Below are 23922 nucleotides of genomic sequence, written 5' to 3'. Positions count from 1 at the left end.
CCCGGCCAACGGATTCGGGTTCCGTGGCCGGGGCGGACTCACCGCCGACGTCGGTCAGTAGACGTCGCGCACGTACCGCTTCGCGCGACGCATGTCGGCCAGGTACGCCTGCGCATCGTCCTCGCCGCGCCCCCGTCCGGTCCCGATGACCTGGAGCAGTGCGGCCTCGACGTCCTTCGCCATGCGTGAGGCGTCGCCGCACACGTACACGTGGCCGCCGTCCTCGAGCCAGGCGAACAGCTCGGCCGAGCGCTCGAGCATCCGCGTCTGCACGTAGACCTTCTCGGCCTGGTCGCGCGAGAACGCCAGGTCGAGGCGGTCGAGCACGCCCCGTTCCTGCAGCTCGGTGAGCTCGTCCTGGTACACGAAGTCCGTGTCCCGGTGCTGGTCACCGAAGAACAGCCAGTTGCGCCCCGTGGCCCCGGACACAGCGCGCTCGTGCAGGAACCCGCGGAACGGCGCCACACCCGTACCCGGTCCGATCATGATCATCGGGGCCGACTCGTCCGCCGGCACCCCGAACGACGCGTTCGGCTGCAGGTAGACGTCGACGGTGCCGTCCGGGTCGACCCGGTCGGCCAGGAACGTCGACGCGACACCGGCGTACATCCGGTGCGGGTCGCCGTAGCGCACCGACGCGATGGTCAGGTGGATGCGGTCCGGGTGCGCCAGCGGGCTCGACGAGATCGAGTACTGCCGCGCCTGCAGCGGCCGCAGGTTCGGCAGCAGCTCGTCGAGTCCCGGGGCCGCCGGGCCGGCGTCGCGGAGCAGGTCGAGGACGTCGCGTCCCCAGAGCCAGCGGTCCAGCTCGTGCTTGTCGCCGTGCGCCACGACGGCCGCGAGCTCGCTCGACGGCGCGCGCTGCACCAGGTCGGCGATCAGGTCCTTCGAGGGCGTCCGGATCTCACGGTCGGTCCGCAGGACCTCGGTGATCGGCCGGCCGTCGAACGCCTCGCCGCCGTTCGCGCCGACCTGCTCGAGCAGGTCCGCCACGAAGACCTCGTCGTTCACCGGCACGACCGCCAGGGCGTCGCCGGCCGTGTACTCGATGCCCGAGTCGCCGAGGTCGAACTCGTAGTGCCGGATCTCCTTCGCGCTGCGCGGCGAGGAGAGCAGCCGGTTCTCGACCAGGCGTGACGGGTACGGGTTGCGCTTGTTCCACTGCGACCCCGGCCGGGAGGCACGGCTCGCGCCCGCCCCGCCGGTCGCGCCTGCACCGTCGCCGGCACCACCGCCCGTGGTCGCCCCGGGTGCGGCCGTCGCGCCGGCCTCGGCGGCGAGGCGGTCGAGGACCGCCGCGGTCCACAGTGCGGCCGGGTCCTCGAAGTCGACGTCGCAGTCGACGCGCTCGTGGATGCGGGTCGCGCCGAGCTGCTCGAACCGGGTGTCGAGGAGCTTGCCGGCCTGGCAGAACTCGTCGTAGCTCGTGTCGCCGAGCCCGAGGACGGCGTACTGCAGCCCCTCGAGCCGCGGCACGGTGCTCGCCTGGACGGCGTCCCAGAACAGCCCGGCGTTGTCGGGCATCTCGCCCTCGCCGTAGGTCGAGGTGACGACGAGCACGTGCGACATCTCGGCGAGCTGTTCGGGGGTGACGGCGTCGAGCGCACTGGCGCGACCGCCGAGTCCGCGGGCCTTCGCTCCGGCGACGAGCTCGTCGGCCAGGAACTCGGCGTTGCCGGTCTGGGTGCCGAAGAGCACGTCGATCGTCGTCGTGGGCGCGCTGGCTGCGACCTTCTTGCCGGCGGCGGCGATGCCCGCGATGAACCCGGCGAGCCAGGACTCCTGCGCGGCCGAGAACGGTGCGTCGACGGGGATCAGCGACCCGGTCGGGGGGAGCAGGCTCACGCGGTCACCGCCTCGGTCGGCGCCTGCGGTGCACGGCGGGCGATGTCCTCGAGCGCCGCGGTGGCGAGCAGCTCGTCGAAGCGGGCCTCGCGGACGCGACCGTCGTTCTTGGCGTTCTGGTGCATGATCCACCCCGTGGTGCCCGGCGCGTCCATGCTGCGGTTGTTCCGCTGCGTGAGCGCGCGCTTGTAGTCGTCGAGCCGCTTGATCGCGATGAGGGTCGCGAGCTGGTCGTCGGCGAACCGGTCGAGGGTGCCGCGCAGGTACTTCACGACGCGCTGCTTGACGGAGAAGTCCTCGGTGAGCACGAGGTTCTTGACGGCCTCGGCGACCCGCGGGTCGGCGGCACCGAACGCACCCGGGACGCGCTCGAGGGCGACGTCCTGGGCGACCCCGAGCACGGTGTACGACGACAGCAGCGAGAACATGTCCTCGCCCTGGTCGCCGAGCGCCGGGGCACGGCCGTCGAGCACCGTGCGCTGGTCGCGGTAGTCGAGCTTGAACGCGCGGAGCTTGTCGGTGGCGATCGAGGTCGCGAGCTCGTCGAGGAGCTCGGGCCGGGTCGCCGCCGCGAGGATCTCGCCGGCGTCCTGCGTGAGCAGCAGGGCACGGGGCATGCCGACGTACACGTGCGCGCGGGCGGTGTCCCACTCGGCGAGCAGCCGCTCGGCCAGGGCCGAACCGGTCGCCTCGAGGTGCCACTCGAGCAGCAGACGGGCGGCGGACTCGTGGAAGGCACCGCGTTCGGTGTCGGTGACCGGGAACACCAGGAGCGAATCCGTGCTGGCACGCTCGGCGACCTGGCCGGAGGGGTCGTACTGGTACAGGAACCCGCCGGACATACCGTTGCCGAGGCCCTTGCCGAACGCACCGAGGTTGAACACGGCGCCACCGGTCATGTACTCGCAGCCGAAGTCGCCCACGCCCTCGACGACGGCGGTCGCGCCGGAGTTGCGGACGGCGAAGCGGTCACCGGCCTCGCCCTCGACGAAGGTGCGGCCGCCCGTCGCCCCGAACAGCGCGAAGTTGCCGACCAGCACGTTGCCGCCCTGTTCGGCGCTGCCGCCACCGGGCGCGCGGACGATGATCCGTCCGCCGCTCTGGCTCTTGCCGACGCCGTCGTTCGCGGTGCCGGTGTGCTCGAGCACGACGCCGTCGTTGTTGAAGACGCCGTAGGACTGCCCGGCCGATCCCTGCGTGCGGATCGTGACCGCGCCGTCCACCAGCCGGCGGCGTCCGCGGTCGTCCGTGGTCACGGCGGGCAGGCCCTGCACGTCCTCGGCGCGGAGCTCGTGGTTGAGCAGGCGCTCGAGGTCGATGCCGAGCTGGCCACCGACCGACTTGTCGGCGTTGCCGAGCAGCACGCCGTGCACGAGCACGTGCTCCTGCGCGTGGTCGACGAGGGCGGTGCGGACGCGCTCGAGCAGGGCGTCGTCGGTGTGGAAGTCCTTCTCCAGGTACTCCGGGTCCGCGACGATCTTCTCCGGCACCTGGGCGAGCAGGGCACGGGCGTCGAGCCGGCCGACGCTCGCCGGGTGGTCCAGGAGCTGCAGCAGGTCGGTCCGGCCGCGGGCCTCGCGCAGGGAGCGCAGGCCGAGACGGGCCAGGATCTGCCGCACGTCGTGGGCGATGTTGAGCAGGTACTGCGCGAGCGCGCGGGGGTCACCCTCGAACGCCTCGGCGTTCGTGGTCAGGCCCGCCGGGCACTTCACGTTGCAGTTCTTCGCCATCACGCAGCCGAGCATCATGAGCGCGGTCGTGCCGAACTCGAAGCTGTCGCCGCCGAGCAGGGCGCTCGTGACGACGTCGCTGCCGGTCTGGTGCGCACCCGAGCAGCGGAGCGTGACCTTCTGGCGCAGGCCGTTCGCGACCAGGGCCTGGTGCACCTCGGCGACGCCGATCTCCGCGGAGCGGCCGGCGTACTTGAGGCTGGTGACCGCCGCGGCGCCGGTGCCACCGGTGTTGCCCGCGACGTTGATCACGTCGGCGCCGGCCTTCGCGACGCCGACCGCGATGGTGCCGATGCCCTCGGACGAGACGAGCTTCACGATCACCCGGACGCGGGCGGCCTTGCAGTCGTGGATGAGCTGCGCGAGGTCCTCGATCGAGTACGTGTCGTGGTGCGGCGGCGGCGAGATCAGCTCGACGCCGGGCGTGCCACCACGGGCCGCGGCGATGTCCACCGTGACCTTGGGCGCGGGCAGCTGGCCACCCTCGCCGGGCTTCGCGCCCTGGCCGATCTTGATCTCGAGCTCCTCGAGCATGGGGTCGGCGAGGTACCCGGCCCAGATGCCGAACCGGCCCGAGGCGAACTGCTTGATGCGCGAGCCGCGGATGGTGCCGTAGCGGGAGTGGTGCTCGCCGCCCTCACCGCTGTTCGACATGCCGCCGACCATGTTCGTGCCGTGCGCGACGGCTTCGTGGGCGGTGGCGACGAGCGCGCCGTGGCTCATCGCACCGGACGCCAGGGTCCGGGTGATCTCGTGGGCCGGCTGCACCTCGTCGAGCTCGACGCTCGCCGGGGCGCTCTGCAGCAGCGCGAGCAGCGCGACGGCCGCACCGGTGGCGCGGAGCGTCACCCCGGTGTCGTCGACGGCGTCGACGTCGATCTGTCCGGGGTGGAGCAGCGCGAGGCCGTCCGCCAGGGCCGCGTGGCGCAGTGCACCCGTGGTCCCCGTCGACGTGAGCTCCAGGCGGAACCGCTCCGTGCCTCCCGGCAGGTCCTGGTCGTCCGACGGACGCGAGCCGGAGAGCCCGCGCACGGTGACGCTGGCGTTGCCGCTCGTCGAGAAGCGGCCGAGCTCGCGGGCGAAGTCCTCGGCCGTGTCGATGCCGGTGACGTCCGCGGGCAGCGCGAGCACGTCGCGGAGCGCGGCGGGGCGGCGGGACCGCTCGTCGTGGGTCGTCTGCAGGAACGTGACGTAGCCCGGCGTGATGCGGTGCGCGTCGATCTCGGCGTCGCTCAGCCGGTCGTACCCGGTGTTCCGGTACGCGGCGTCGGTGATGCCGAACGAGTCGTCGAGCTGGCCGAGCGTGAGCAGGCGCAGCGCGTCCGAGTCGCCGGAGCGTTCGAAGGCCGGGCGCTCCTCGGTCATGCCGCCGAACCCGCGGACGCTCGCGACGCCGAACGAGTGGCCGGCGCCGTCGGATCGTTCCTTGAACAGCCCGAGCAGCGGGACCTGGCCCTCGGACGCCACCGAACGGGCACGCTCGTGCCAGTCCGTCGCCGCCTGGGCGATGCGCGCGAAGCCGACGCCGCCGACCGGGGCCTGCATGTGCGGGAAGATCCGCGCCAGGACGTCGTCGCCGGTGTCGAGGTAGTTCGGCTCGAAGAACTCGCCACCGATGTAGCTCTCGGCGGTGCACAGGCCGACACGGCCCATGGTCTTCGCCAGGGCCTTCTCGGCGGCCTTGCGGAACTGCTTCAGTGCCAGGTCGGTCGCAGTCAGCTCGCCGGCGGGTGCGGGTGCGGCGGGGTACTTCTCCTCCGCACGCAGCCGAGCGCTCAAGCTGTACACAGCGGCGGCACCGAAGCCCAGCGCGGTCGCGACGTGGTGTGACGATGGCAGCTGACCGCTCTCCGCGACGACGGACACCCGCAGGCGCAGACCGGTCTCGATGAGCCGCTGGTTGACGGCGGCCACGGCAAGGATCACGGGGAGGGGTGCATGGGTCGACGACACCTCGCGGTCGGTCACGACCGCGATCCCGCCACCGCGCGCCGCGAACGCCTCGATCGCGTCACACAGGGCGTCCAGCGCGCCACGCATCGCGTCGGCGTTGGCCTGCTCGTCGGCGGGCACCGGCACGTAGAGCATGTCGAAGCGCTCGAGCGGCACGATGTCCTGCTCGCGCAGCCGCACCATGTCGAGGTGCCCGAGGATCGGCGACTGCACGACGAGCTGACGCCCCGTGGTGCCCGTGCCGTCCGGCTTCGCGCCGAGTGCCACGCGCATCGACATCCCGTCGGCCTCGCGGATCGAGTCGAGCGGCGGGTTCGTCACCTGGGCGAAGCGCTGCGAGAAGTACTTCGCCATGCCGCCCTCGGTGTCGCTCAGGGCGTTGATCGCGTTGCCGTAGCCCATCGCCGAGATGCGCTCCGACCCGTTCTGCAGCATCGGGTCGAGCATGAACCGGAAGCTCTCCTGGTTCAGCGAGTACGCCACGTACCGGCCAGCGAGCGACAGGTCGCCGTCGTAGCCCAGGGTGGACGTCGTGCGCTCGTAGTCCGGAGCGGGCACGTCGTCCAGGTTCACGCGGGCGGCGTCGAGCAGGGCGCCGTAGTCACGGCGGGCCGCGAGCATGTGCAGCACCTCGCCCGTGCGCATGCGGGTGCCGGTGCGGTGGTCGACGACGAGCATGCCGCCGGCCTCGATGCGGCCGCGGTGCACGACCTCGTCGGCGTCGAACTCGACCTGGCCGGCCTCGGACGACACCATCAGGTACTCGGCCGTCTCGACGGTGCGCAGCGGCCGCAGGCCCAGGCGGTCCAGGCGGGCGCCGACGACGTCGCCGTCGCTGAAGATCACGGCGGCGGGGCCGTCGTTCTTCTCCTCGTACAGCGAGAAGTACTCGAGCATGTCCCGGACGTCAGGGGTCAGGGTGCGGTCGTTCTCCCACGCCGGCGGCATGAGCGAGACCACGGCCTCGATGATCTCGAGCCCGTCGTCGAACACGCGGCTCTGCAGGGTCTGGTCGAGTCGGCTCGAGTCCGACTGCCCGGGCGGACGCACGATGCTCCGGGTGCGGGCCCGCGCGAGCGCCTCGTCCGACAGCCGGTTCTTGCGGTCGGTGTTCAGCTCGCCGTTGTGCGCCATCAGGCGGAACGGCTGCGCCATCGTCGGGTGCGGCTCGGTGTTCGTCGAGAACCGGGTGTGGAAGTACAGCGTCCGGACCGAGTGCCGGGGGTCACGCAGGTCGGTGAAGTACCCGATCACCTCGCCGGAGTTCAGCCGGCCCTTCAGGATCTGGGTCCGGGCGCTGAGCGACAGCGGGTACAGGGCGGCGTGCTCGGCGCGCTCGGCGGCGGCCTGGGCGTAGGAGACCGCCTCGATGGCGAGCAGGGCGCGGTTCGCGGCGGCGTCGACCTCGGTGCGGTCCCAGTCCGACGGTGCACGGAAGACCCACTGCACGATCGGCAGCTGGTACTGCTCGGCCTCGGGGCGCGCGACGGAGTGGTCCACCGGGACGTCACGGACCAGCAGCAGCTCGAAGCCCTCGGCCGTGATGGCGTCCGTGACCGTCTGCTCGGCACGACTGCGCTCGTCGGTGCCGTCCGCTCCGTCACTGCTCGGGACGAAGCAGTTCGCGACGCCGAAGTGCCCGGCGCGCAGCTGCTCGCCGGTGATGGCGCTGAAGAACTCCACCGACAGGTCGATGCTGACGCCCGCGCCGTCACCGACACCCTCGGCGGACTTGCCGCCGCGGTGCGGGATGGAGCACAGCGCTTCGTCGCCCTTGCGGATGACGTCGTGGCTCGGCGTCCCGTCGAGACGGGTGATGAAACCGACGCCGCAATCGCTCGATTCGCGGGCAGGGTCGTAGAGACCGAAAGAGGTGGGGTTCACGTGCGGGTCCAGTGGGGCGTTGCCGGCAGCGGACGGCGCGGGCTGCATCGATGGAGCGCTCGCCGCGGGCAGACCGATGGTGGCAGTCGGGCCCTGTGGGGTGGTGGTGCGGTAGGGCGATGCTACGGCTTGGTATACCGACCGTGCAACACGGGTGGTGCGGGCGTGTGATGGTGTCGCACCGTGCGGGTCTGTTCGGCTGGTGCGAGGTTGCACGCACGGTGCGAGTTCGTAGCGCTGCACGGAGCGTGCAACCTCGCACGGGATGGCCGACGCCGCACGGTGCGGCATGCCGCGGGCGCCGTGCAACCCTGCACCGGGTGGGTAACCCGGCACGGTGTCAGGCTGCTCGCTCGCCGGTTCGGTCGCTCACCGCGATCGGCTCCGTGACCGCCGTGCTCGCGTCGGCGGCGGGGGTCGTTCCGGGGCGGACGAGCTCCGGGTGACGGCGACCGGTGCGGAACACCCACGCCTTGAAGAGCACGAAGCGCACGCACGTCGCCACCAGGTTGGCTGCCGTCAGCACCGCGATCTCCGCACCGTGCGAAGCGCCCGGTACCGACGCGTGCAGCACCACCAGCGACCCCGACGTGATCGCCCAGGCGATGCCGAACACGACCAGGCCCTGCACGTGGTGCCGACCCGCTCCCGCACGGCCCCGCACCCCGAACGTGAACCGCCGGTTCAGAGCGGTGTTGCCGATCGCCGTGACCAGCAGCGCGAGGAAGTCCGCGGTCTGGGCGCCGATCGCCGGCCGGAACAGGGCGTACAGGGCGGCGAACGCCAGGGTCGAGAGCACCCCGATCGCCCCGAACCGCAGGACCTGCCCCGGGAACCCCACGCTCGGTGGGGTGAACGGCTGCCGACCGATCGCCGCGTAGACCGTGCTGATCGGCACCCGCCCGGTGGCGATGTTCCTCGACACCCGCCACATGCCCTTCAGGTCCTCGGTCGCGGTCGACGCGATGTGCACCGAGGAGTTGACGTCGTCGACCCAGTCGACGGGGACCTCGTGGATGCGGAGTCCCGCGTGCTCGGCCAGCACGAGCAGCTCGGTGTCGAAGAACCAGGCGTCGTCCTCGCACAACGGCAGCAGGTGGTCGGCAGCGGCCTTCGTGACCGCCTTGAACCCGCACTGCGCATCCGAGAACGACACCCCCATCGTCGTCCGGAGCAGCAGGTTGTACGAGCGCGAGATGAACTCCCGCTTGCTGCCGCGCACCACGCGCGACGAACCTGCCAGCCGGGTGCCGATCGCCAGGTCCGAGTGCCCCGACAGCAGGGGTGCCACGAGGGGTTCGAGCGCGGCGAGGTCGGTGGACAGGTCCTCGTCCACGTACACGAGCACGGTCGCCGGCGACGCTGCCCAGACCTCCTTGAGCGCGCGGCCCCGGCCCTTCTCGGGCAGGTGCACCGCGTGCACGCCGGGGAGCATCGCGGCGAGGTCGTCGGCGATCCGGGCGGTGTCGTCGGTCGAGGCGTTGTCCGCGATCGTGATCCGCCACGAGTGGTGCAACGACGTCCGGCAGAACGTGTGGAGCCGTCGCACGTGGGCGGCGAGCGTGTCCTGCTCGTTGTAGCAGGGGACGACGATGTCGATGTCGATGTCGAGGGGCTGGTTCGTCTCCGTCATGCCGCTCATGCTCGGCAGCGGGGCTACGGGGGCCGAGGCAGGGCGCTGTGGCCCTGGTAAGAACGGGTCCGCAGGCACCACGCCCGGATTTCTTGCTCAGCGACACCTCACGCGGTCGGTGCGTGCGGTGTCGCTGAGCGCGTGAGAAGGCGTCCGGGCGCCCCGCCCCGCTGCGCTCTCGGTCAGCGGGGCAGCAGGATCTGCACGATCGCGACGACCACGAGCGCCGCGATCGGGACGCCCGCGATCCACGCGCCCGCACGCATCTGCGTCCGACGGATCGTGGGCGGTGCGTGCGAGGAGCGCGCGAACTCGGTCGCGGCCACGAGCTCCGGCGCCGCGGCGGGCGGTGCGGGTTCTGGCTGGGGGCGGTCGTCCTCGAACGCCGGGACCTCGACCACCAGGTCGGCGGGGTCCGGGCGGCCCGGGAGCTTGTCGTACGCGTTCGTCACGGGGCCTCCTCGTCCGGCGTTCTCCGACCAGTATGCGACCGGGACGGCACTCGGTGAGCAGGAGATGTCGAATGCGGTCGCGGCACCGAACGTCTTCTGCTCACGAAGCGCCCGAAGCGCCCCCCGTCAGCCCGTCGCCGGCCGAGGCCGGCAGGTCCACGGTGAACGCGGTCCGGCCGGGCTCGGACGCGACCCGCACACTGCCGCCGTGCGCCAGGACCACGGCTCGGACGATCGCGAGCCCGAGGCCGCTCGTGCCGTGCTCCCGTGAGCGCGAAGCCTCGCCCCGGGTGAACCGGTCGAACAGGGTCGGCAGGGACTCGGTGGGGATCGGCGGCCCGTCGTTCGCCACGACGAAGCGGACAACGGCACCGTCCGACGCAGACGCAGACGCAGGCGCAGACCCCGACCCGGGCACCGACTGCAACGACACCACGACGGCCGTCCCCGGCGGCGTGTGCGTCCGGGCGTTGGTCAACAGGTTCGTGACCACCCGCCGGAGCTGCACCTCGTCGCCGGCCACGGTCACCGGCTGGTCGTCCACGATCTGCAGCGTCCACCGGTGGTCCGGCGCGGTCGCACGGGCGTCCATTGTGGCCTCGACGACGAGCGAGGTCAGGTCGACCGGCTCGCGAAGGACCTGCGACGCCGGAACCTCCGACACCAGGGCCGAGGCGTCGAGCCGTGCGAGCAGCAGCAGCTCGTCGACGAGGTCGCCCATCCGGACGGCCTCGCGTCCGATCCGATCGACGTTGCGGTGCACGGCGTCCAGGTCGGAGGTCCGCTCCGACAGCTCGGCGTACGCCCGGACGGTGGCGATCGGGGTCCGCAGCTCGTGCGAGGCGTCGGCGACGAACGTCCGCATGCCGGCCTCGGCGTCACGACGGACGGTGAGCGCCCGGGCGACGTGGCCCAGCAGCCGGTTCAGCGCGTTGCCGACCTGCGCGACCTCGCGGTTCGCGCGCAGGTCGGAGTCGGACACACGGACGGGGATGTCCGGGTCTCCGCGTTCCAGGTCGAGTGCGGTCACGCCGGACGCCACCGCGGCGACCCGTTCCAGCGGCCGGAGCGATCGACGGACGAGCACCGTGAGGGCCCACGCGGCGACGGCGAGCCCGAGGACCGTGACGACCCCGATGACGAGCAGCAGTCGGGCGATCGCGGCGTCGAGGTCACCGAGGGGGAGCGCGGTGACGAACACGTCGCCGTCGTCGCCGACCGCCTGCACCCGGTGGTCGCCGAGCGCGCCGAGTCCGACCGTCACGGGGTCACCGCCGGTCTGCACCGCGGCGAGGGTCCGCTGCTGCGCCGCGGTCAGGCGGCGCTGGTCACCGTCCCCGTCGGTGTAGCCACCGAGCACCACGTCGCCGTCGCGGACGATGGCGATGACCGTGCCCGCAGACTGCCCCGGCGCACCGATGAAGGCGTTGTCGGGATCCGGCAGATCGTCCGACGAGGACGAGGACGAGGACGACGACGAGGACGACGACCCCGGCGGCGGCCCGGAGGCCCCCGGCGGCGGTTCGGCCCCGTCCCGTCCGCCGACGGTCCGCATCGCCGCCGTCGACAGCTCCGCATCGAGCCGGTCGACCAGGTACCCCCGGAACGCGACGACGGTCACCGCCCCCACGACGACGTTCGTCGCCACGAGCAGCAGGGCCACGGCCGCCACGATCCGCCAGCGCAACGACGGCACACGCCCGGTGCGCCCGGGCCGGCTCACGTCGCCGGCCGGAGCACGTACCCCGCCCCACGGACGGTCTGCAGCATCGGCTCGCGTCCGGCGTCGAGCTTCTTCCGCAGGTACGACACGTACATGTCCACCAGGTTCGACGACGTGCCGAAGTCCATGCCCCACACGCTCGCCAGCAGCTGGTCGCGGGACAGCACCCGGTTGGCGTTCCGGGCCAGGTGTCGCAGCAGTTCGTACTCGGTCGGCGTGAGCTCGATCGGGTCCCCGGCACGGCTGACCGAGCGGGCGTCCTCGTCGAGCCGGAGGTCCCCGACCACGACCTCGGCGCTCGCCCCGGCCGCGGCTACCCGGTTCGAGGTGCGCGCCAGGATCCGCGCACGGACCAGCAGCTCCTCGATGCCGAAGGGCTTGGTCAGGTAGTCGTCGCCGCCGCCGGTCAGCCCGGCGAGCCGGTCCTCGGGGGCGTCGCGTGCGGTGAGGAACAGCACCCGCACGCCGTCGCGGGCGTCGCGGAGCCGTTCGAGCACCTCGAACCCGTCGATGTCCGGCAGCATCACGTCGAGCACGATCACGTCCGGCTGGAACTCCCGGGCCGCGAACAGCACATCGCGCCCGCGGTGCACGGACCGCACGGCCCAGCCGTCGCCCGCGAACGCCAGGGCGACGGCATCGGCCAGGGCGTGCTCGTCGTCGACGACGAGGGCGCGGACGGGGGAGCCGTCGGTGCGCTGCAGCGGGGGACCGGGCATGTCCCGGAGCCTATCCACCGCGCCCTCGTCGCCGATCACTCCGTGCTGCTCAGGTCGTAGACGGTCTGGCCGCCGACGGTCGTCGACTCGTAGTTCGCCGCGACCCACTCCTGGATCGCCGACGCGGTCGACGAGCCGCCGCCCATGCCGCCACCGGAGCCGGACGACACGTAGTACCCGATGTCGCCGTCGGCGACGTACGCCTTGAACTGCGCGAGTGTCGGTGCCGGGTCGCTCGACCAGCCGCCGATCGCCATCACGGCGGTGTCGGTGTCGAGTTCGAGCTGTGCGGCCGACTGCGATCCGTTGACCGCGGCCGCCCACTTCGCGTCGGATGCCTCGAGCAGCTCCTGCAGGGCGGACGAGGTCGACGCACCCTCGCCACCACCCCCGGCCTGGAGGCCCGTCCCCGACCCACCCTCGGAGGTCGCGTCGTCCGTGCCGTCCTGGCCACTGCCCGGTGCCGTACCGGACGTGCCGTCCGGCATCTCCGGCGCCTCGCCGGACGCGCCCTCCGGCGGGGTCCCGCCGGGACCCTGCTGGGTGTCCGACGTGCTGTCGGAGCCGCCGTCGTCGGAGCCGGAGGTCGACCCACCCGGTCCGCCCGTGCCTCCCGGGAAGCCACCGGTACCACCGCCGCCCGTCCCGCCGGAGCTGCTGCCCGCCGGACCGACGCTCGGGATCGAACCGGAGTGCGCGACGGTCGTCGTGGCGAGGGCGTAGGCGGTGGTGCCGGACAGCCCGAACAGGGTGCCGGCGAGGACGCCGATCGTGACGAGCCTGCGCAGCGACGGCACGCTGCCGATGACGATCAGTGCTGCGGACAGCAGCCCGCCGGCGAGCATCACCCAGCGCAGCCAGGGCAGCCAGGTCGGGTTCTCGTTGAGCAGGCACCAGCCCCAGAACGCCGTGGCGCCGATCATCGCAGCGAGGCCGAGGCGGCCGACGAACCGCGCTCGGGCGTGCCAGAGCAGGGCACCGCCGGTACCGACGAGTCCGGCGATGGCCGGGGCGAGGGCGACCGTGTAGTACGGGTGGATCGTGCCGGACATGTACGAGAACACGAGTCCGGTGACCAGGAGCCATCCGCCCCACAGGACCAGCCCGGCGCGTGCGGGATCGGCCAGGTGCCGACGGCCGACGACGACCAGCCCGACGACCAGGGCGATGAGCGCCGCGGGCAGGAGCCACGAGATCTCGAGCCCCATCTCGGACGAGAACAGGCGGTTCAGGCCCGTCGAGCCGCCGAACGAGCCTCCGGCGGTGCCGCCGGTCATGCCGCCGCCTCCGCCCCCGTTGCCCGAGCCCCCGAAGATCCGGCCGAGGCCGTTGTAGCCGAACACCAGGTCGAGGACGGTGTTGTTCGTCGAGCCGCCGATGTACGGGCGGGACTCGGCGGGCCAGAGCCACACGGCGACGACCCACCAGCCGGCGGCCACCACGAGGGAGCCGGCCGCGACGAGCAGACCGATCACGCGTCGGCCCCAGCCGGTGCGGGCGGCGAACAGGTAGACGAGGCCGAAGGCGGGCAGGACGAGCAGGCCCTGCAGCATCTTCGTCAGGAACGCGAACCCGAGGGCGACCCCGGCGAGCGCGATCCACTTCCAGCTGCCCTTCGGCAGCGCCCGCACCGTGCAGTACGCCCCGGCGGTCATCAGCAGGACGAGCAGGGCGTCCGGGTTGTCGAAGCGGAACATCAGCGCCGCCGCTGGGGTCGCTGCGACGACGAAGCCCGCGAGCAGGGCGCCGACGTTCGCCGTGGTGGCGCCGAGCCGGGCCAGGGTGCGGCGGACCGTGCCCCAGACCAGGGCGACGGAAGCGACGGCCATCAGCGCCTGGGGGAGCAGCAGGCTGAAGCTCGAGAAGCCGAACAGCCGGGCCGACAGCACCATCACCCACAGCGAGGCCGGCGGTTTGTCGACCGTGATGAAGTTCGACGAGTCGAGGGAGCCGAAGAAGAACGCCTCCCACGACTTCGTGCCGGCCTGCACGGCGGCGGCGTAGAAGCTGTTGGCGTACCCGGAGACGCTGAGGTCCCACAGGTACACCACGGCGGTCACGGCCAGGAGCGCCCAGAACGCCGGCCGGAGCCAGCGGGCGTCCTCGCGCTCGCCGAGGAACAGCCGGGCGAGGGGCGGGCGGCGCCGATCCCGCGCGGCACTGCGCGCGGGGTCGCGTCGGTCGGTCACGGGTATCGGGTACGTGGTCATGTCGATGAGCATCCGGGGCGTTCCCCGACTGCTGCACTGCGCCGGCTGTGTGCGCGCTAAGGACGCACGGTGCGCGGCTGGCCGGCGGGCGGCGGGCGGTGGGCGGTGGGCGGCCCAGCGCACGGTGCGCTGTCGTCCGGTCCGTGCGGGGTTGCCTGCTCGGTGCGTGGTTGTAGCGCTGCACGGGGCGGGCAACCCTGCACGGGGTGAGCGAGGCTGCACGGTGCGGCGCCGGCACCGGGGCGGGCAACCTCGCACGGGGTGAGCGAGGCTGCACGGTGCGGCGCCGGTACCGGGGCGGCAACCCCGCACGGGGTGAGCGAGGCCGCACGGTGCGAGGGGTCAGGCGTACCGCCGCGCTGCCCGGAGTGCTGCCCCGGTGTACGAGCCGCCGAACAGGAACACGTGCAGCAGCAGCGGCGCGAGCTGGTGGAGCTCGACGCGCTCCTGCCAACCGTCGGCCAGCCGTGACTCCCGGTCGTAGGCGGCGAGCACCGTCTCGAGCCGGGGCAGCCCGAACAGCCCGAGCAGTGCCAGGTCGGTCTCCGCGTGCCCACCGTGGGCGATCGGGTCGATGAGCACGGCGCCGGTCGGTTCGGACGAGTCCGTCGGCCAGAGGACGTTGCCGGCCCACAGGTCGCCGTGCAGGCGAGCGGGTCGGTCCCCGACGAGCGCGGGCTGCGGCGACCCGAGCGTGCCGTCCTGCACGCGTGCGGCGACCCGCTCGAACACCGCGGCCTCGGCGTGGTCGAACCCGCCGGCGTCGACGATGCGGCGGACGAAGTCGCGGATGCGGTACTCGGCGAAGAACTCGCCCCAGGTCGCCAGTGCCTGCTCGGCCGCGACGAACGGCGTGCGCGAGCGGCCCATCCGCAGCGCCGCACCGCGGGTCCAGCCGGCGGGCGGCGCACCCCAGTGGTCGGCGCCGGCCGCGTGCGTGTGCGCGAGGGAGCGGCCGAACCGCTCGGCCTGGGCGGCGGTGGGGGAGCCGTCGGAGACCAGCTCGAGGTCGAGCACGGTCGCGCCCGGACGCTCGAGTACGCGGGCGATGCGGGTGCCTCCGGTGTCCTCGGCCTCGGCGAGCCAGGCGAGTCCGGCGGCTTCTGCTGCCGCTTCGTCCGCGGCGGTGAACGTCTTCACGTGCGTCTCGGCCATCGGCCCATCCTGCCGAGGGGCCACCGTCGACCGTTCAGCCGACGGTCACCCGGCGAACCGGTCACCCGGTCACGCGGTGGGCTCCCCGCGCCGGGCCGCGTGCACCACGAGTGCCAGCTGCACCCGGTTCTCGACCCCGAACTTCTCGTACACGTGCCCGACGTGCGTCTTCACGGTGGCCAGGCCCACGTACAGGTCGGCGGCGATCTGCGCGTTCGACGCCCCGTTCGCCACGGCGAGTGCGACCTCCCGTTCCCGCTCGGTCAGCAGGGCGAGCAGCCGGCGCGCCTCGGTGTCGTCCGCCGCGGCATCCACCGGCGGCCCGGCCGGTCCATCGCCCGGACCACCGGCCGCCCGGGCCGAGCGGGGACCGGCCGCGAACGCGATCACCCGGTCGAGCACGGACGGGGACAGGATCGAGCGCCCGGCCGCCACGGTCCGCACGGCCTGCACGAGTTCGTGCGGCGGGGTGTCCTTCAGCAGGAACCCACGGGCACCGGCCTGCAGCGCTCCGAGCACGAGGTCGTCCCCCTCGAAGGTCGTCAGCACCAGGACGGCCAGGTCGGGTCGTCGGCGCAGTTCGCGTTCGGTGGCGACGAGTCCGTCGCACCGGGGCATCCGGATGTCCATGAGCACGACGTCGGGCGCGGTCGACGCGATGACACCCTCGGCTTCGAGCCCGTCGCCCGCCTCGCCCACCACCACTACGCCGTCGTCGCCGCTGAGCAGCATCCGGAGCCCGACGCGCACGAGCTGGTCGTCGTCGACCAGGACGACGCGGACGGGAGCGGTCACGGGGTCCACGGCAGCACCGCCTCGACCACGTGCACGCGTCCGTCGTCGCTGCCGGCGCGGAAGCTCCCGCCGACGAGCCGGGCGCGTTCGGCGAGCCCGCGCAGGCCGTGCCCGGCCGTGTGCCCGGAGGTGTCCGCGGGCGCAGGTCCGTCGGCCTGCGTGTTCGACACCACCACCCGGATCGCCGGGCCGGGGACGGTCTCGACGACGACGTCGACGGGCGCTCCGGGGGCGTGCCTGCGGGCGTTCGTCAGCGACTCCTGCACGATCCGGTAGGCGTGTCGCCCCACGGCGGTCGGGACCGCCGTGCCGTCCGTGTCGACGCGCGCCCGGACGGTCGCACCGCCGGAACGCGCCTGGTCGAGCAGGCCGGGCAGGTCGACGAGCGTCGGCTGCGGAGGCGCGGTGCCGGTCACCTCGTCGCCGCCGGTCGCCGCGGGGTCGCGCAACACCCCGAGGACGTCGCGCAGGTCGGTGAGCGCGGAGTGCGCCTCGGCCCGCACCACCCCGGCCGCCGCGGCGGTCTCGTCGGGGGTGAGCCCCGGGCCGCGGTACTCGAGCGCGCCGGCGTGCAGCGCGACCAGGGACAGCCGGTGGCCCAGGACGTCGTGCATCTCGCGGGCGATGTGGGCGCGCTCCTGCTCGCGGGCACGGTCCTCGCGCAGCTGCTGGTCGCGTTCGAGCAGGGCCGCGCGCTCGCGCAGGGACAGCAGCAGGGCGCGGCGCTGCCCGATCCCGATGCCGATCGCGACGAGCAGGGCGGTCACGACCACGCCGGCGATCACGATCTGCCACAGCGGCATGGTCTGGTCCGGCGCCAGGAAGACGTCGTAGAGCAGGGTGGCGGCGAGGAGCGTCGCGCTGACGATCGCGATCTCGACGGCACGGCGCCGGGTCGCGAGCGACACGAGCGCGAGTCCGGATGCTCCGACGGCCAACGTCGACACGGCGCTGAGGGCGACGATGACGACCGTCATCAGCAGGGGTGCGCGGTGCCGGAACGGCAGGAGGACGAGGGCGACGACCCCGGCCGCGAAGTCACCGAGGAGCAGGCTGCCGATGTGCAGGTCGCTCCACCCGCGGGTGTCCATCGTCGGCCAGACCAGGCCGGCGGTGATCAGCCCGACGAGCGCGGCGACGCTCACCCGCCACGTCTGCGCCCACACCCGGCGCCCGAGGGGGACGGCGGGGAGCACGGTCGAGGTCATGCCCCGAGCCTAGGGAGCCGCGTCGACGAGCGGATCCGCCGAAGGTCGGAGGTCGGAGGAGCCCCGTGTCTCAGACCGCGTCCACCAGGGCCCGCGCCAACGGGTGCCACGCACGGGACGACGGTCCGCTCAGCACCAGGGTCCGTTCGAGCCGCCGGGCCATCGGGATCATCACGAGGTCGGGCGGCAGCATCCCACGGCCCAGGGTCGGCACGATCGACACGCCCTCGCCCCGCTGGATCATCCCGAACATCGTGCTCATCTCCCGCACCCGGTGGGCGTAGCGGAACGGGCGGCCGTCGAGCTCGTGGAGCTTCTGGATCTGGTACTCGCAGCCACCGCCGCCCGCCACCAGGCCGTCCTCGTGCAGGTCGTCGAGGGTGAGTGCGGGCAGGTCGGCGAGGGGGTGGTCGCGGCTGATCACGGCGGCCATCTCGTCCCGCGCCACGACCACGCCACCGGCGGGTGCCGGCGAGGGGTCGACGAGCACGGCGGCGTCGACGGTGCCGGCCTCGAGCCACTCCGGCATCTCGTCGTCGTCCCCCTCGTAGACCTGCACGTCGACGTCGGGCAGGGTCACCGCCCACAGCTCGCGGAGCCGCGGCAGCAGGCCCTGGCAGACGGTGGGGACGGCGGCGAGGCGCACGGTGCCGCGCGCCGTGGCGGGCCGGACCACCGCCTCCAGGGCTTCGACCGAGGCGAGCACGCTGCGGGCGTGGGCCAGCAGACGGTCGCCCAGCGGTGTGGCGGCGGCGACCGCGCCGCGGCGCACCACCGGGCCGCCGACCTCGCGTTCGAGCCCGGCGACGGCGTGGGACACCGCGGACTGGCCGACGCCCAGCGCGGCGGCCGCTGCGGTGAAGGACCCGGCGTCGAGCGTGGCGACGAACGCGCGCAGTTGCTGGACCGAGACTGTCATGCGTCCTCCTCATGGTGACATGAGTGACATGCGTTTGCCGCATGTCACCCGGTGGTCCGACACTAGGCCACGTGAACGCCCTCCTCTACGCCCTCGTCGCACTGACCTGGGGATCGAGCTTCCTCTTCGCGAAGATCGGACTCGACGGTCTCGCCCCGCAGCAGGTCGCCACCGTGCGGACCGTGCTCGGTGGGGTGACGCTGGTCGTGGTGCTCCTGGCGACCCGTCGCCGGTGGCCCCGGGAGCCGCGGACCTGGGCGCACCTGGCGGTCGTCGCGGTGTTCCTCAACGCGGTGCCGTCGTCGCTGATGGCGTGGGCCGAGCAGACGGTGCCGTCCGGGCTCGCGAGCATCTACAACGCGACGACCCCGATCATGACGCTGGCCGCGCTCGCGGTGCTCGTGCCGTCCGAACGGCTGCGCGGACGGCAGGTGCTCGGGATCGTGCTCGGCATCGTCGGGGTGCTCGTGCTGGTCGGCCCCTGGGACGTCCTGACCGACCCGGAGGTGCTGGCGAGCGTGCCGGGGCAGGTCGCGCTGCTCGGCATGACCGCGTCCTACGGCATCGGGCTCGCCTACCTGCGCCGGGTCGCGGTGGCGAGCGCGTACGACCCGGTCACGCTGGCGACGGTCCAGCTGACGCTGGCCTCCGGGATGCTCCTGCTGGTCGCGCCCGTCATCGCGACCGGTCCGGTGCAGCTGGACGGGAGGATCGTGGCCGCGATGGTCGCGCTCGGTTGCGTCGGCACGGGGCTGGCCTACGCCTGGAACACCCGGCTCGTGCAGGCGTGGGGCGCCGGCCGCGCCTCCACCGTCACGTACCTGACGCCGGTGGTCGGGGTGGCGCTCGGTGTGCTCGTGCTGGGGGAGCGGGTGCGGTGGAACGAGCCCGTCGGCGGACTCGTCGTCCTGCTCGGGATCGCCCTGGCGTCCGGGGTGCTCGTCCGTCGGCGGGAACCTGCGGCGTCCGCTGTCTGACCGGTCCGGCGGGCCGCGCCTGTCTGACCGGTCCGCCGGGTCGAGCCGTAGGATCGGCGGTGACGACGACGAGGTCGTCGACGAAGACGGAGACCGGCATGCACGACACCAACACCACCCGCGCGACCGCGTCGGTCGCAGCCATCCTCGCCGAGTCCGCGGCACGGTACCCGGACGACGTCGCCGTCACCGTGGGTGACGTCCGCACCACCTACGCCGAGCTGTGGGCGCAGACCCTGGCCTACGCCGGGGCACTCCGGGCACGGGGCGTGACCGAGGGGTCGAAGGTGGCGATGCTCGTACCGAACGTCGCGGACTTCCCCCGCGTCTACTACGCCACGCTGGCCCTCGGCGCGGTGGCCGTGCCCGTGCACGCGCTGCTGAAGTGCCGCGAAATCGAGTACGTCCTGCGCGACAGCGGTGCCGCCCTGCTCGTCTGTGCTGCCCCGCTGCTCGGTGAGGGCGCCGCCGGAGCCGAGCTCGCCGGGATCGACGTCGTGACCGTGCTCGCACCGGCGACGACGGACGACGGGTCCGCGGCCGGCCCCGACCGGCTCGAGGCCCTGGCCGCGCAGAGCGAACCGCTCGACACCTACGTGCCGCGGCACCCGTTCGACACCGCCACGATCCTGTACACGAGCGGCACCACCGGCCAGCCCAAGGGTGCCGAGGGCTCGCACTTCGCGCTGCTCGAACAGGTCAACACGAACCTGATGACCACGTTCGACATGCACCGCGGGGACGTCCTGCTCGGCGCCCTGCCGCTGTTCCACACGTTCGGGCAGACCTGCACGATGAACACCGGGTTCCGGACCGGCGCGACGCTCGTCATGCTGCCGAAGTTCGACGGTGACACGGCGCTCGCCGCGATGGTCGAGCACGGCTGCGGCATCTTCATGGGCGTCCCGACGATGTACATGGCGCTGCTCGACGCCGCGACCCGGTCCGAGGCCCGTCCGACGCTCCGGTACGCGATCTCCGGCGGGGCCTCGCTGCCGCTGGCGGTGCTCGAGCGGTTCGAGCAGGTCTTCGACGCGCCGATCCACGAGGGGTACGGGCTGACCGAGACCTCGCCGGTCGCCACCTTCAACCACGTCGGGCGACCGCCGCGGCCCGGCACCATCGGCACAGCGGTGTGGGGCATCGACGTCGAGATCGCCGACCCCGAGGTCCGCGACGCGATCGTCATGCTGCCGCACGGCGAGATCGGCGAGCTCGTGATCCGGGGTCACAACCTGATGAACGGGTACCTCGACCGACCCGAGGACACCGCCGAGGCCATCGTCGACGGGTGGTTCCGCACCGGTGACCTGGGCACGAAGGACGACGACGGGTACCTGACGATCGTCGACCGCACCAAGGACATGATCATCCGCAACGGCTACAACGTGTACCCGCGGCAAGTCGAGGAGGTCCTCGCCACCCACCCCGACGTCGCGATGGCCGCGGTGTTCGGCGTGCCGCACGCGGTCCACGGGCAGGAGATCGAGGCAGCGGTGGTCCTGCACGCCGGCGCGTCCGTCGAGCCGCAGGTCCTGGTCGACTTCGTCGCCGCCGAGATCGCCGCGTACAAGTACCCGCGTGTGGTGCACGTCCTCGACGCGCTGCCGCTCGGACCGAGCGGCAAGGTGCTCAAGCGCGAGCTCGTCGACCGGTTCGGCGTCGAGGTGACGGCAGTTCCGTGACCCCTGCCACGACCGCGCAGGCGCGATCCGTACGCTGACCGGGTGACCGCCAGCCGTACCCCGTCGACCGCACGACTGCTCTTCGCGTCGTCGCACCCGGGGCCCACGGTCACCGTGACCGTCCTCGCCGCGGTGATCGCCGCCGCCGTGGGGCACCCCGTGTGGCTCGTGGTGCTGGTGGCGCTGACGGTCGTCGCCGGGCAGCTGTCCATCGGGCTGGCGAACGACTGGATCGACGCGGACCGCGACCGGGCCGTCGGGCGGAGCGACAAGCCCGTGGCCCGCGGCCTCATCGCCGTCGGCACCGTCCGCTCCGCCGCGTACGCCACCGCCGGGATCGCCGTGGTGCTCTCGATCTTCCTCGGGCCGGTCGCCGCGGTCGCGCACCTCGTGCTGGTCGCCGCCGGGTGGGCCTACGACGCCGGGTTGAAGCGTTCGGTGTGGTCGGTGGCGCCGTTCGTGGTCGCCTTCGGGCTGCTGCCCGTCGTGTCCGTCGCGGCCGGGCCCGAGGGACAGTGGCCGGCGTGGTGGGCGATCGCCACGGGTGCCGTCTTCGGGATCGCGATCCACTGCACCAACGTGCTGCCCGACCTGGTCGACGACGCCGCCACCGGGGTGCGGGGCTTCCCGCACCGGCTCGGGCTCCGCGGCGCGGGGATCGTCGCGTTCGCCTCGCTCGTCGTCGCGGCCGCCCTGGTGCTCGGCGGACAGGTGCTCGGCGACGACCCCGTCCGGGGTCTCGGCGTCGTGCTCGCGGTCCTCGGTGCCGTCGTGGTGGCCGTGCTCGCCGTCGTCGGCGTCCGGTTGGTGCTCGCGGGGCGGGCATCACGCACCCTGTTCCGGCTGGTCATCGCGTCGTCCCTCGTGCTCGTCGTCGAGCTCGGTTTCGCGGGCGCGCGACTCGTCGCCTGACGACGCGGAACACGCTGCGCCTCTGCGCAGACACGCGTCTGCGCTTCTGCACGCCGGACGCGAGCCGTCAGGCCCAGCGCATCGCGTAGAGCCGGGCCAGGCCGTGCGCGGTCGGCAGGGACAGGGCGGTCCGGAGCAGCGCCTCCCGGCCGGTCGCCGTGACGGGGCCGAGCGGACGGCCCAGGGCCATGTTCACCTCGGCCTGCCGTGCCGCGCGGCGGGCGGCTGCCTGGCGGCGGGCGGCGTAGCCCGGCCACGGACCGGCGACGCCGGTGCGGACCGCGGCCGCCAGCAGGGGCGCCAGCTCGGCAGCGTCGAGCCACCCGAGGTTCATGCCCTGCCCGCCGATCGGGCTGATCTCGTGGGCGGCATCCCCGACGAGCACGGCCCGGCCGACGCCCACGCGCTCGGCGGTGCGGCGGCGCACCCGGAAGCCGCTGGTCATCGAGCAGCTCGCAGGGTCGGGGACGACACCGGTCCGCTCGGCGACGAGCGCGGCCAGGCGTGTGACGACCGCGGGGTCCGGCGTGCCCGTCCAGCTGCCCTCGGCCGAGGCGAACGCGTCGTCGTCCGGCACCAGGGCGACGTACCGGCGCCGCGTGCCCGGCAGCGGGAAGGACTCGACGACGCCGTCCGGGCCGACGTCGACCAGCGCGGCGGACCGGGCCGACGGGGCCTCGGGGTCGGCGAAGTCGCCCATCACGTAGCGGTCCGGGTACTCGCGCCCGGTCGTGCCGATGCCGAGCAGGTCGCGGACGGCGCTCCGTGCACCGTCGGCACCGACGACGAAGGCCGCACGGATCGTCACGGTGTCGCCGTCCGGTCCGGTCCCGGTGGCGTCGACGTGGTCGGCCTGCCGGGACAGTGCGGTCAGGGTGGTCCCGGTCCGCAGGGCGCTCGGTGCGCTGGCCCGGAGCCGGTCCCGGAGCAGGGACTCGGTGCGGTGCTGGTCGAGGGTGGCCACGTACGGGTGGGTCGGCGACGCGCGGTCGAAGCGCAGGGTGCCGAGGGTCCGGCCACGGCTGCGGGCCACTCCGGCGTGCACCAGCGACGCCTCGGCGAGCACCGCGGTGTCCAGGCCGATCGCGGCGAACGCGTCGAGGGACGGCGGGTGGATGCCGATGGCCCGCGAACCGGTCGGCGGCTCGGCCCGTCGTTCCCACACCCGAGCGTCGACGCCCTGCGCCGCCAGGAGTGCCGCCAGGAACAGTCCGACGGGGCCGCCGCCGACGACGAGGACGTCCGTCCGATCCGTGTGCACGGGGCGAGCCTACGGAGCCACGGGCGGGGATGTGCGGAGAGCGCAGGCGGACGCCCCGTCTGTCCGCACTCTCACGTGCCCCGGAGTTGCCTCACGCCGAGGGGACGACCAGCACCTGTGGAGGTTCACCATGAGCACACCGGACGACCGGGGACGACCCGCCGACGCGCGCACCACCGACACCGGCGGGGACGCCGGGCACGACGCCGCCCGACCGGGCCGAGCGGTGCCCGCCGAACGCGGAGCGACGCAGCGGGAGAGCGTCCTCGAGCGCGAGCAACAGGAGTTCGCCGGGTTCAAGTGGGGGTCGGCCTTCTTCGGCTGGCTCACCGCGACCGGCACCGCGGTCATCCTGACGGCGATCCTCAGCGCCGTCGGGGCCGGGGTCGGACTCGGCCAGAACAGCGGTGACGTCGACGCCGCCGCGAAGGACGTGACCACGAACGGCGACGTCATCGGGATCGTCGGCGCGATCGCGCTCGCCGTGGTCCTGTTCGTCGCGTACTTCTGCGGCGGCTACGTCGCCGGCCGGATGGCACGCTTCGCCGGAGCCAAGCAGGGCATCGCCGTGTGGATCTGGGCCGTCGTCATCGCCGTGGTCGTCGCGATCGTCACGGCCGTCGCGGGGTCGCAGTTCAACGTGCTCGGCAACGTGGACAGCTTCCCGCGGATCCCGGTCGACGAGGGCACGCTCACCGTCACCGGGATCGTCACGGCGATCGTCGTCGCCGTCATCAGCCTGGTCGGTGCCGTCCTGGGCGGCATCTCGGGCATGCGCTACCACCGCAAGGTCGACCGCGTCGGCCTCGGTCGCTGACCACCATCGCCGCATCGGTGCGGGGCAGGGCCGCCCCGCACCGC

16 protein-coding genes are annotated in these 23922 nt (G+C 73.2%); 4 read left to right on the top strand and 12 right to left on the bottom strand.

The genetic code is table 11. From position 1 onward, the window contains the following. Positions 1 to 54: 54 nt before the first annotated feature. The 11 genes from DEJ20_RS14845 to DEJ20_RS14795 all read right to left on the bottom strand — a co-directional run bounded on the left by DEJ20_RS14845 (position 55) and on the right by DEJ20_RS14795 (position 18226). Positions 55 to 1845, bottom strand: a complete 1791-nt coding sequence (locus DEJ20_RS14845; RefSeq protein WP_111236830.1) for a sulfite reductase subunit alpha — start codon at positions 1843 to 1845, stop codon at positions 55 to 57. After that, positions 1842 to 7412, bottom strand: a complete 5571-nt coding sequence (locus tag DEJ20_RS14840) for a glutamate synthase-related protein (protein ID WP_111236834.1) — start codon at positions 7410 to 7412, stop codon at positions 1842 to 1844. The genes DEJ20_RS14845 and DEJ20_RS14840 overlap by 4 nt, the downstream gene beginning before the upstream one ends. A 340-nt stretch (positions 7413 to 7752) precedes the next feature. Next, positions 7753 to 9045 carry a bifunctional glycosyltransferase family 2/GtrA family protein gene (locus DEJ20_RS14835; RefSeq protein WP_258377290.1) on the bottom strand — a complete coding sequence of 431 codons (1293 nt, stop codon included), beginning with the start codon at positions 9043 to 9045 and terminating at the stop codon, positions 7753 to 7755. Between the two features lie 182 nt (positions 9046 to 9227). Next, positions 9228 to 9497 (bottom strand): hypothetical protein, encoded by a 270-nt coding sequence (locus tag DEJ20_RS14830; protein WP_071406090.1) that lies wholly within the window; start codon positions 9495 to 9497, stop codon positions 9228 to 9230. Between the two features lie 100 nt (positions 9498 to 9597). Continuing rightward, positions 9598 to 11160: a sensor histidine kinase gene (locus tag DEJ20_RS14825; protein WP_111236832.1), complete on the bottom strand. Its 1563-nt coding sequence runs from the start codon at positions 11158 to 11160 to the stop codon at positions 9598 to 9600. 56 nt (positions 11161 to 11216) lie between these two features. After that, positions 11217 to 11939 carry a response regulator transcription factor gene (locus DEJ20_RS14820; RefSeq protein WP_111236833.1) on the bottom strand — a complete coding sequence of 241 codons (723 nt, stop codon included), beginning with the start codon at positions 11937 to 11939 and terminating at the stop codon, positions 11217 to 11219. Positions 11940 to 11974: 35 nt separating this feature from the next. Beyond that, positions 11975 to 14149 carry an ArnT family glycosyltransferase gene (locus DEJ20_RS14815; protein ID WP_258377291.1) on the bottom strand — a complete coding sequence of 725 codons (2175 nt, stop codon included), beginning with the start codon at positions 14147 to 14149 and terminating at the stop codon, positions 11975 to 11977. A 342-nt stretch (positions 14150 to 14491) separates the two neighbouring features. Beyond that, positions 14492 to 15304: a fructosamine kinase family protein gene (locus tag DEJ20_RS14810; RefSeq protein WP_111236730.1), complete on the bottom strand. Its 813-nt coding sequence runs from the start codon at positions 15302 to 15304 to the stop codon at positions 14492 to 14494. A gap of 69 nt (positions 15305 to 15373) precedes the next feature. Further along, complete coding sequence (locus tag DEJ20_RS14805) at positions 15374 to 16108, bottom strand: response regulator transcription factor (RefSeq protein ID WP_111236729.1); 735 nt, start codon at positions 16106 to 16108, stop codon at positions 15374 to 15376. After that, entirely contained in the window at positions 16096 to 17307 is a 1212-nt protein-coding gene (locus DEJ20_RS14800; protein ID WP_111236728.1) for a sensor histidine kinase, read from the bottom strand. Before DEJ20_RS14800 ends, DEJ20_RS14805 begins: the two co-directional genes overlap by 13 nt. 70 nt (positions 17308 to 17377) lie before the next feature. Then, entirely contained in the window at positions 17378 to 18226 is an 849-nt protein-coding gene (locus DEJ20_RS14795) for a LysR family transcriptional regulator (protein WP_111236727.1), read from the bottom strand. A 71-nt stretch (positions 18227 to 18297) separates the two neighbouring features. On the opposite strand from DEJ20_RS14795, the gene DEJ20_RS14790 reads away from it, so the two are divergent. The 3 genes from DEJ20_RS14790 to DEJ20_RS14780 all read left to right on the top strand — a co-directional run bounded on the left by DEJ20_RS14790 (position 18298) and on the right by DEJ20_RS14780 (position 21800). After that, positions 18298 to 19203 (top strand): DMT family transporter, encoded by a 906-nt coding sequence (locus DEJ20_RS14790; RefSeq protein WP_111236726.1) that lies wholly within the window; start codon positions 18298 to 18300, stop codon positions 19201 to 19203. Between the two features lie 98 nt (positions 19204 to 19301). Continuing rightward, complete coding sequence (locus DEJ20_RS14785; protein WP_111236732.1) at positions 19302 to 20888, top strand: long-chain-fatty-acid--CoA ligase; 1587 nt, start codon at positions 19302 to 19304, stop codon at positions 20886 to 20888. Between the two features lie 42 nt (positions 20889 to 20930). Further along, positions 20931 to 21800 carry a UbiA family prenyltransferase gene (locus tag DEJ20_RS14780; protein WP_111236725.1) on the top strand — a complete coding sequence of 290 codons (870 nt, stop codon included), beginning with the start codon at positions 20931 to 20933 and terminating at the stop codon, positions 21798 to 21800. Positions 21801 to 21867: 67 nt separating this feature from the next. On the opposite strand, the gene DEJ20_RS14775 is transcribed toward DEJ20_RS14780, so the two are convergent. After that, positions 21868 to 23061 (bottom strand): FAD-dependent oxidoreductase, encoded by a 1194-nt coding sequence (locus DEJ20_RS14775; RefSeq protein WP_111236724.1) that lies wholly within the window; start codon positions 23059 to 23061, stop codon positions 21868 to 21870. Positions 23062 to 23191: 130 nt separating this feature from the next. Between DEJ20_RS14775 and DEJ20_RS14770 the strand changes: the two genes are divergently transcribed. Then, positions 23192 to 23878: a hypothetical protein gene (locus tag DEJ20_RS14770; protein ID WP_181431659.1), complete on the top strand. Its 687-nt coding sequence runs from the start codon at positions 23192 to 23194 to the stop codon at positions 23876 to 23878. The last annotated feature ends 44 nt before the right edge of the window (positions 23879 to 23922 follow it).

The organism is Curtobacterium sp. MCSS17_005 (genome assembly GCF_003234225.2).
Lineage (GTDB): Bacteria > Actinomycetota > Actinomycetes > Actinomycetales > Microbacteriaceae > Curtobacterium > Curtobacterium flaccumfaciens.
This window is presented reverse-complemented; position numbering and strand designations above follow the sequence as displayed.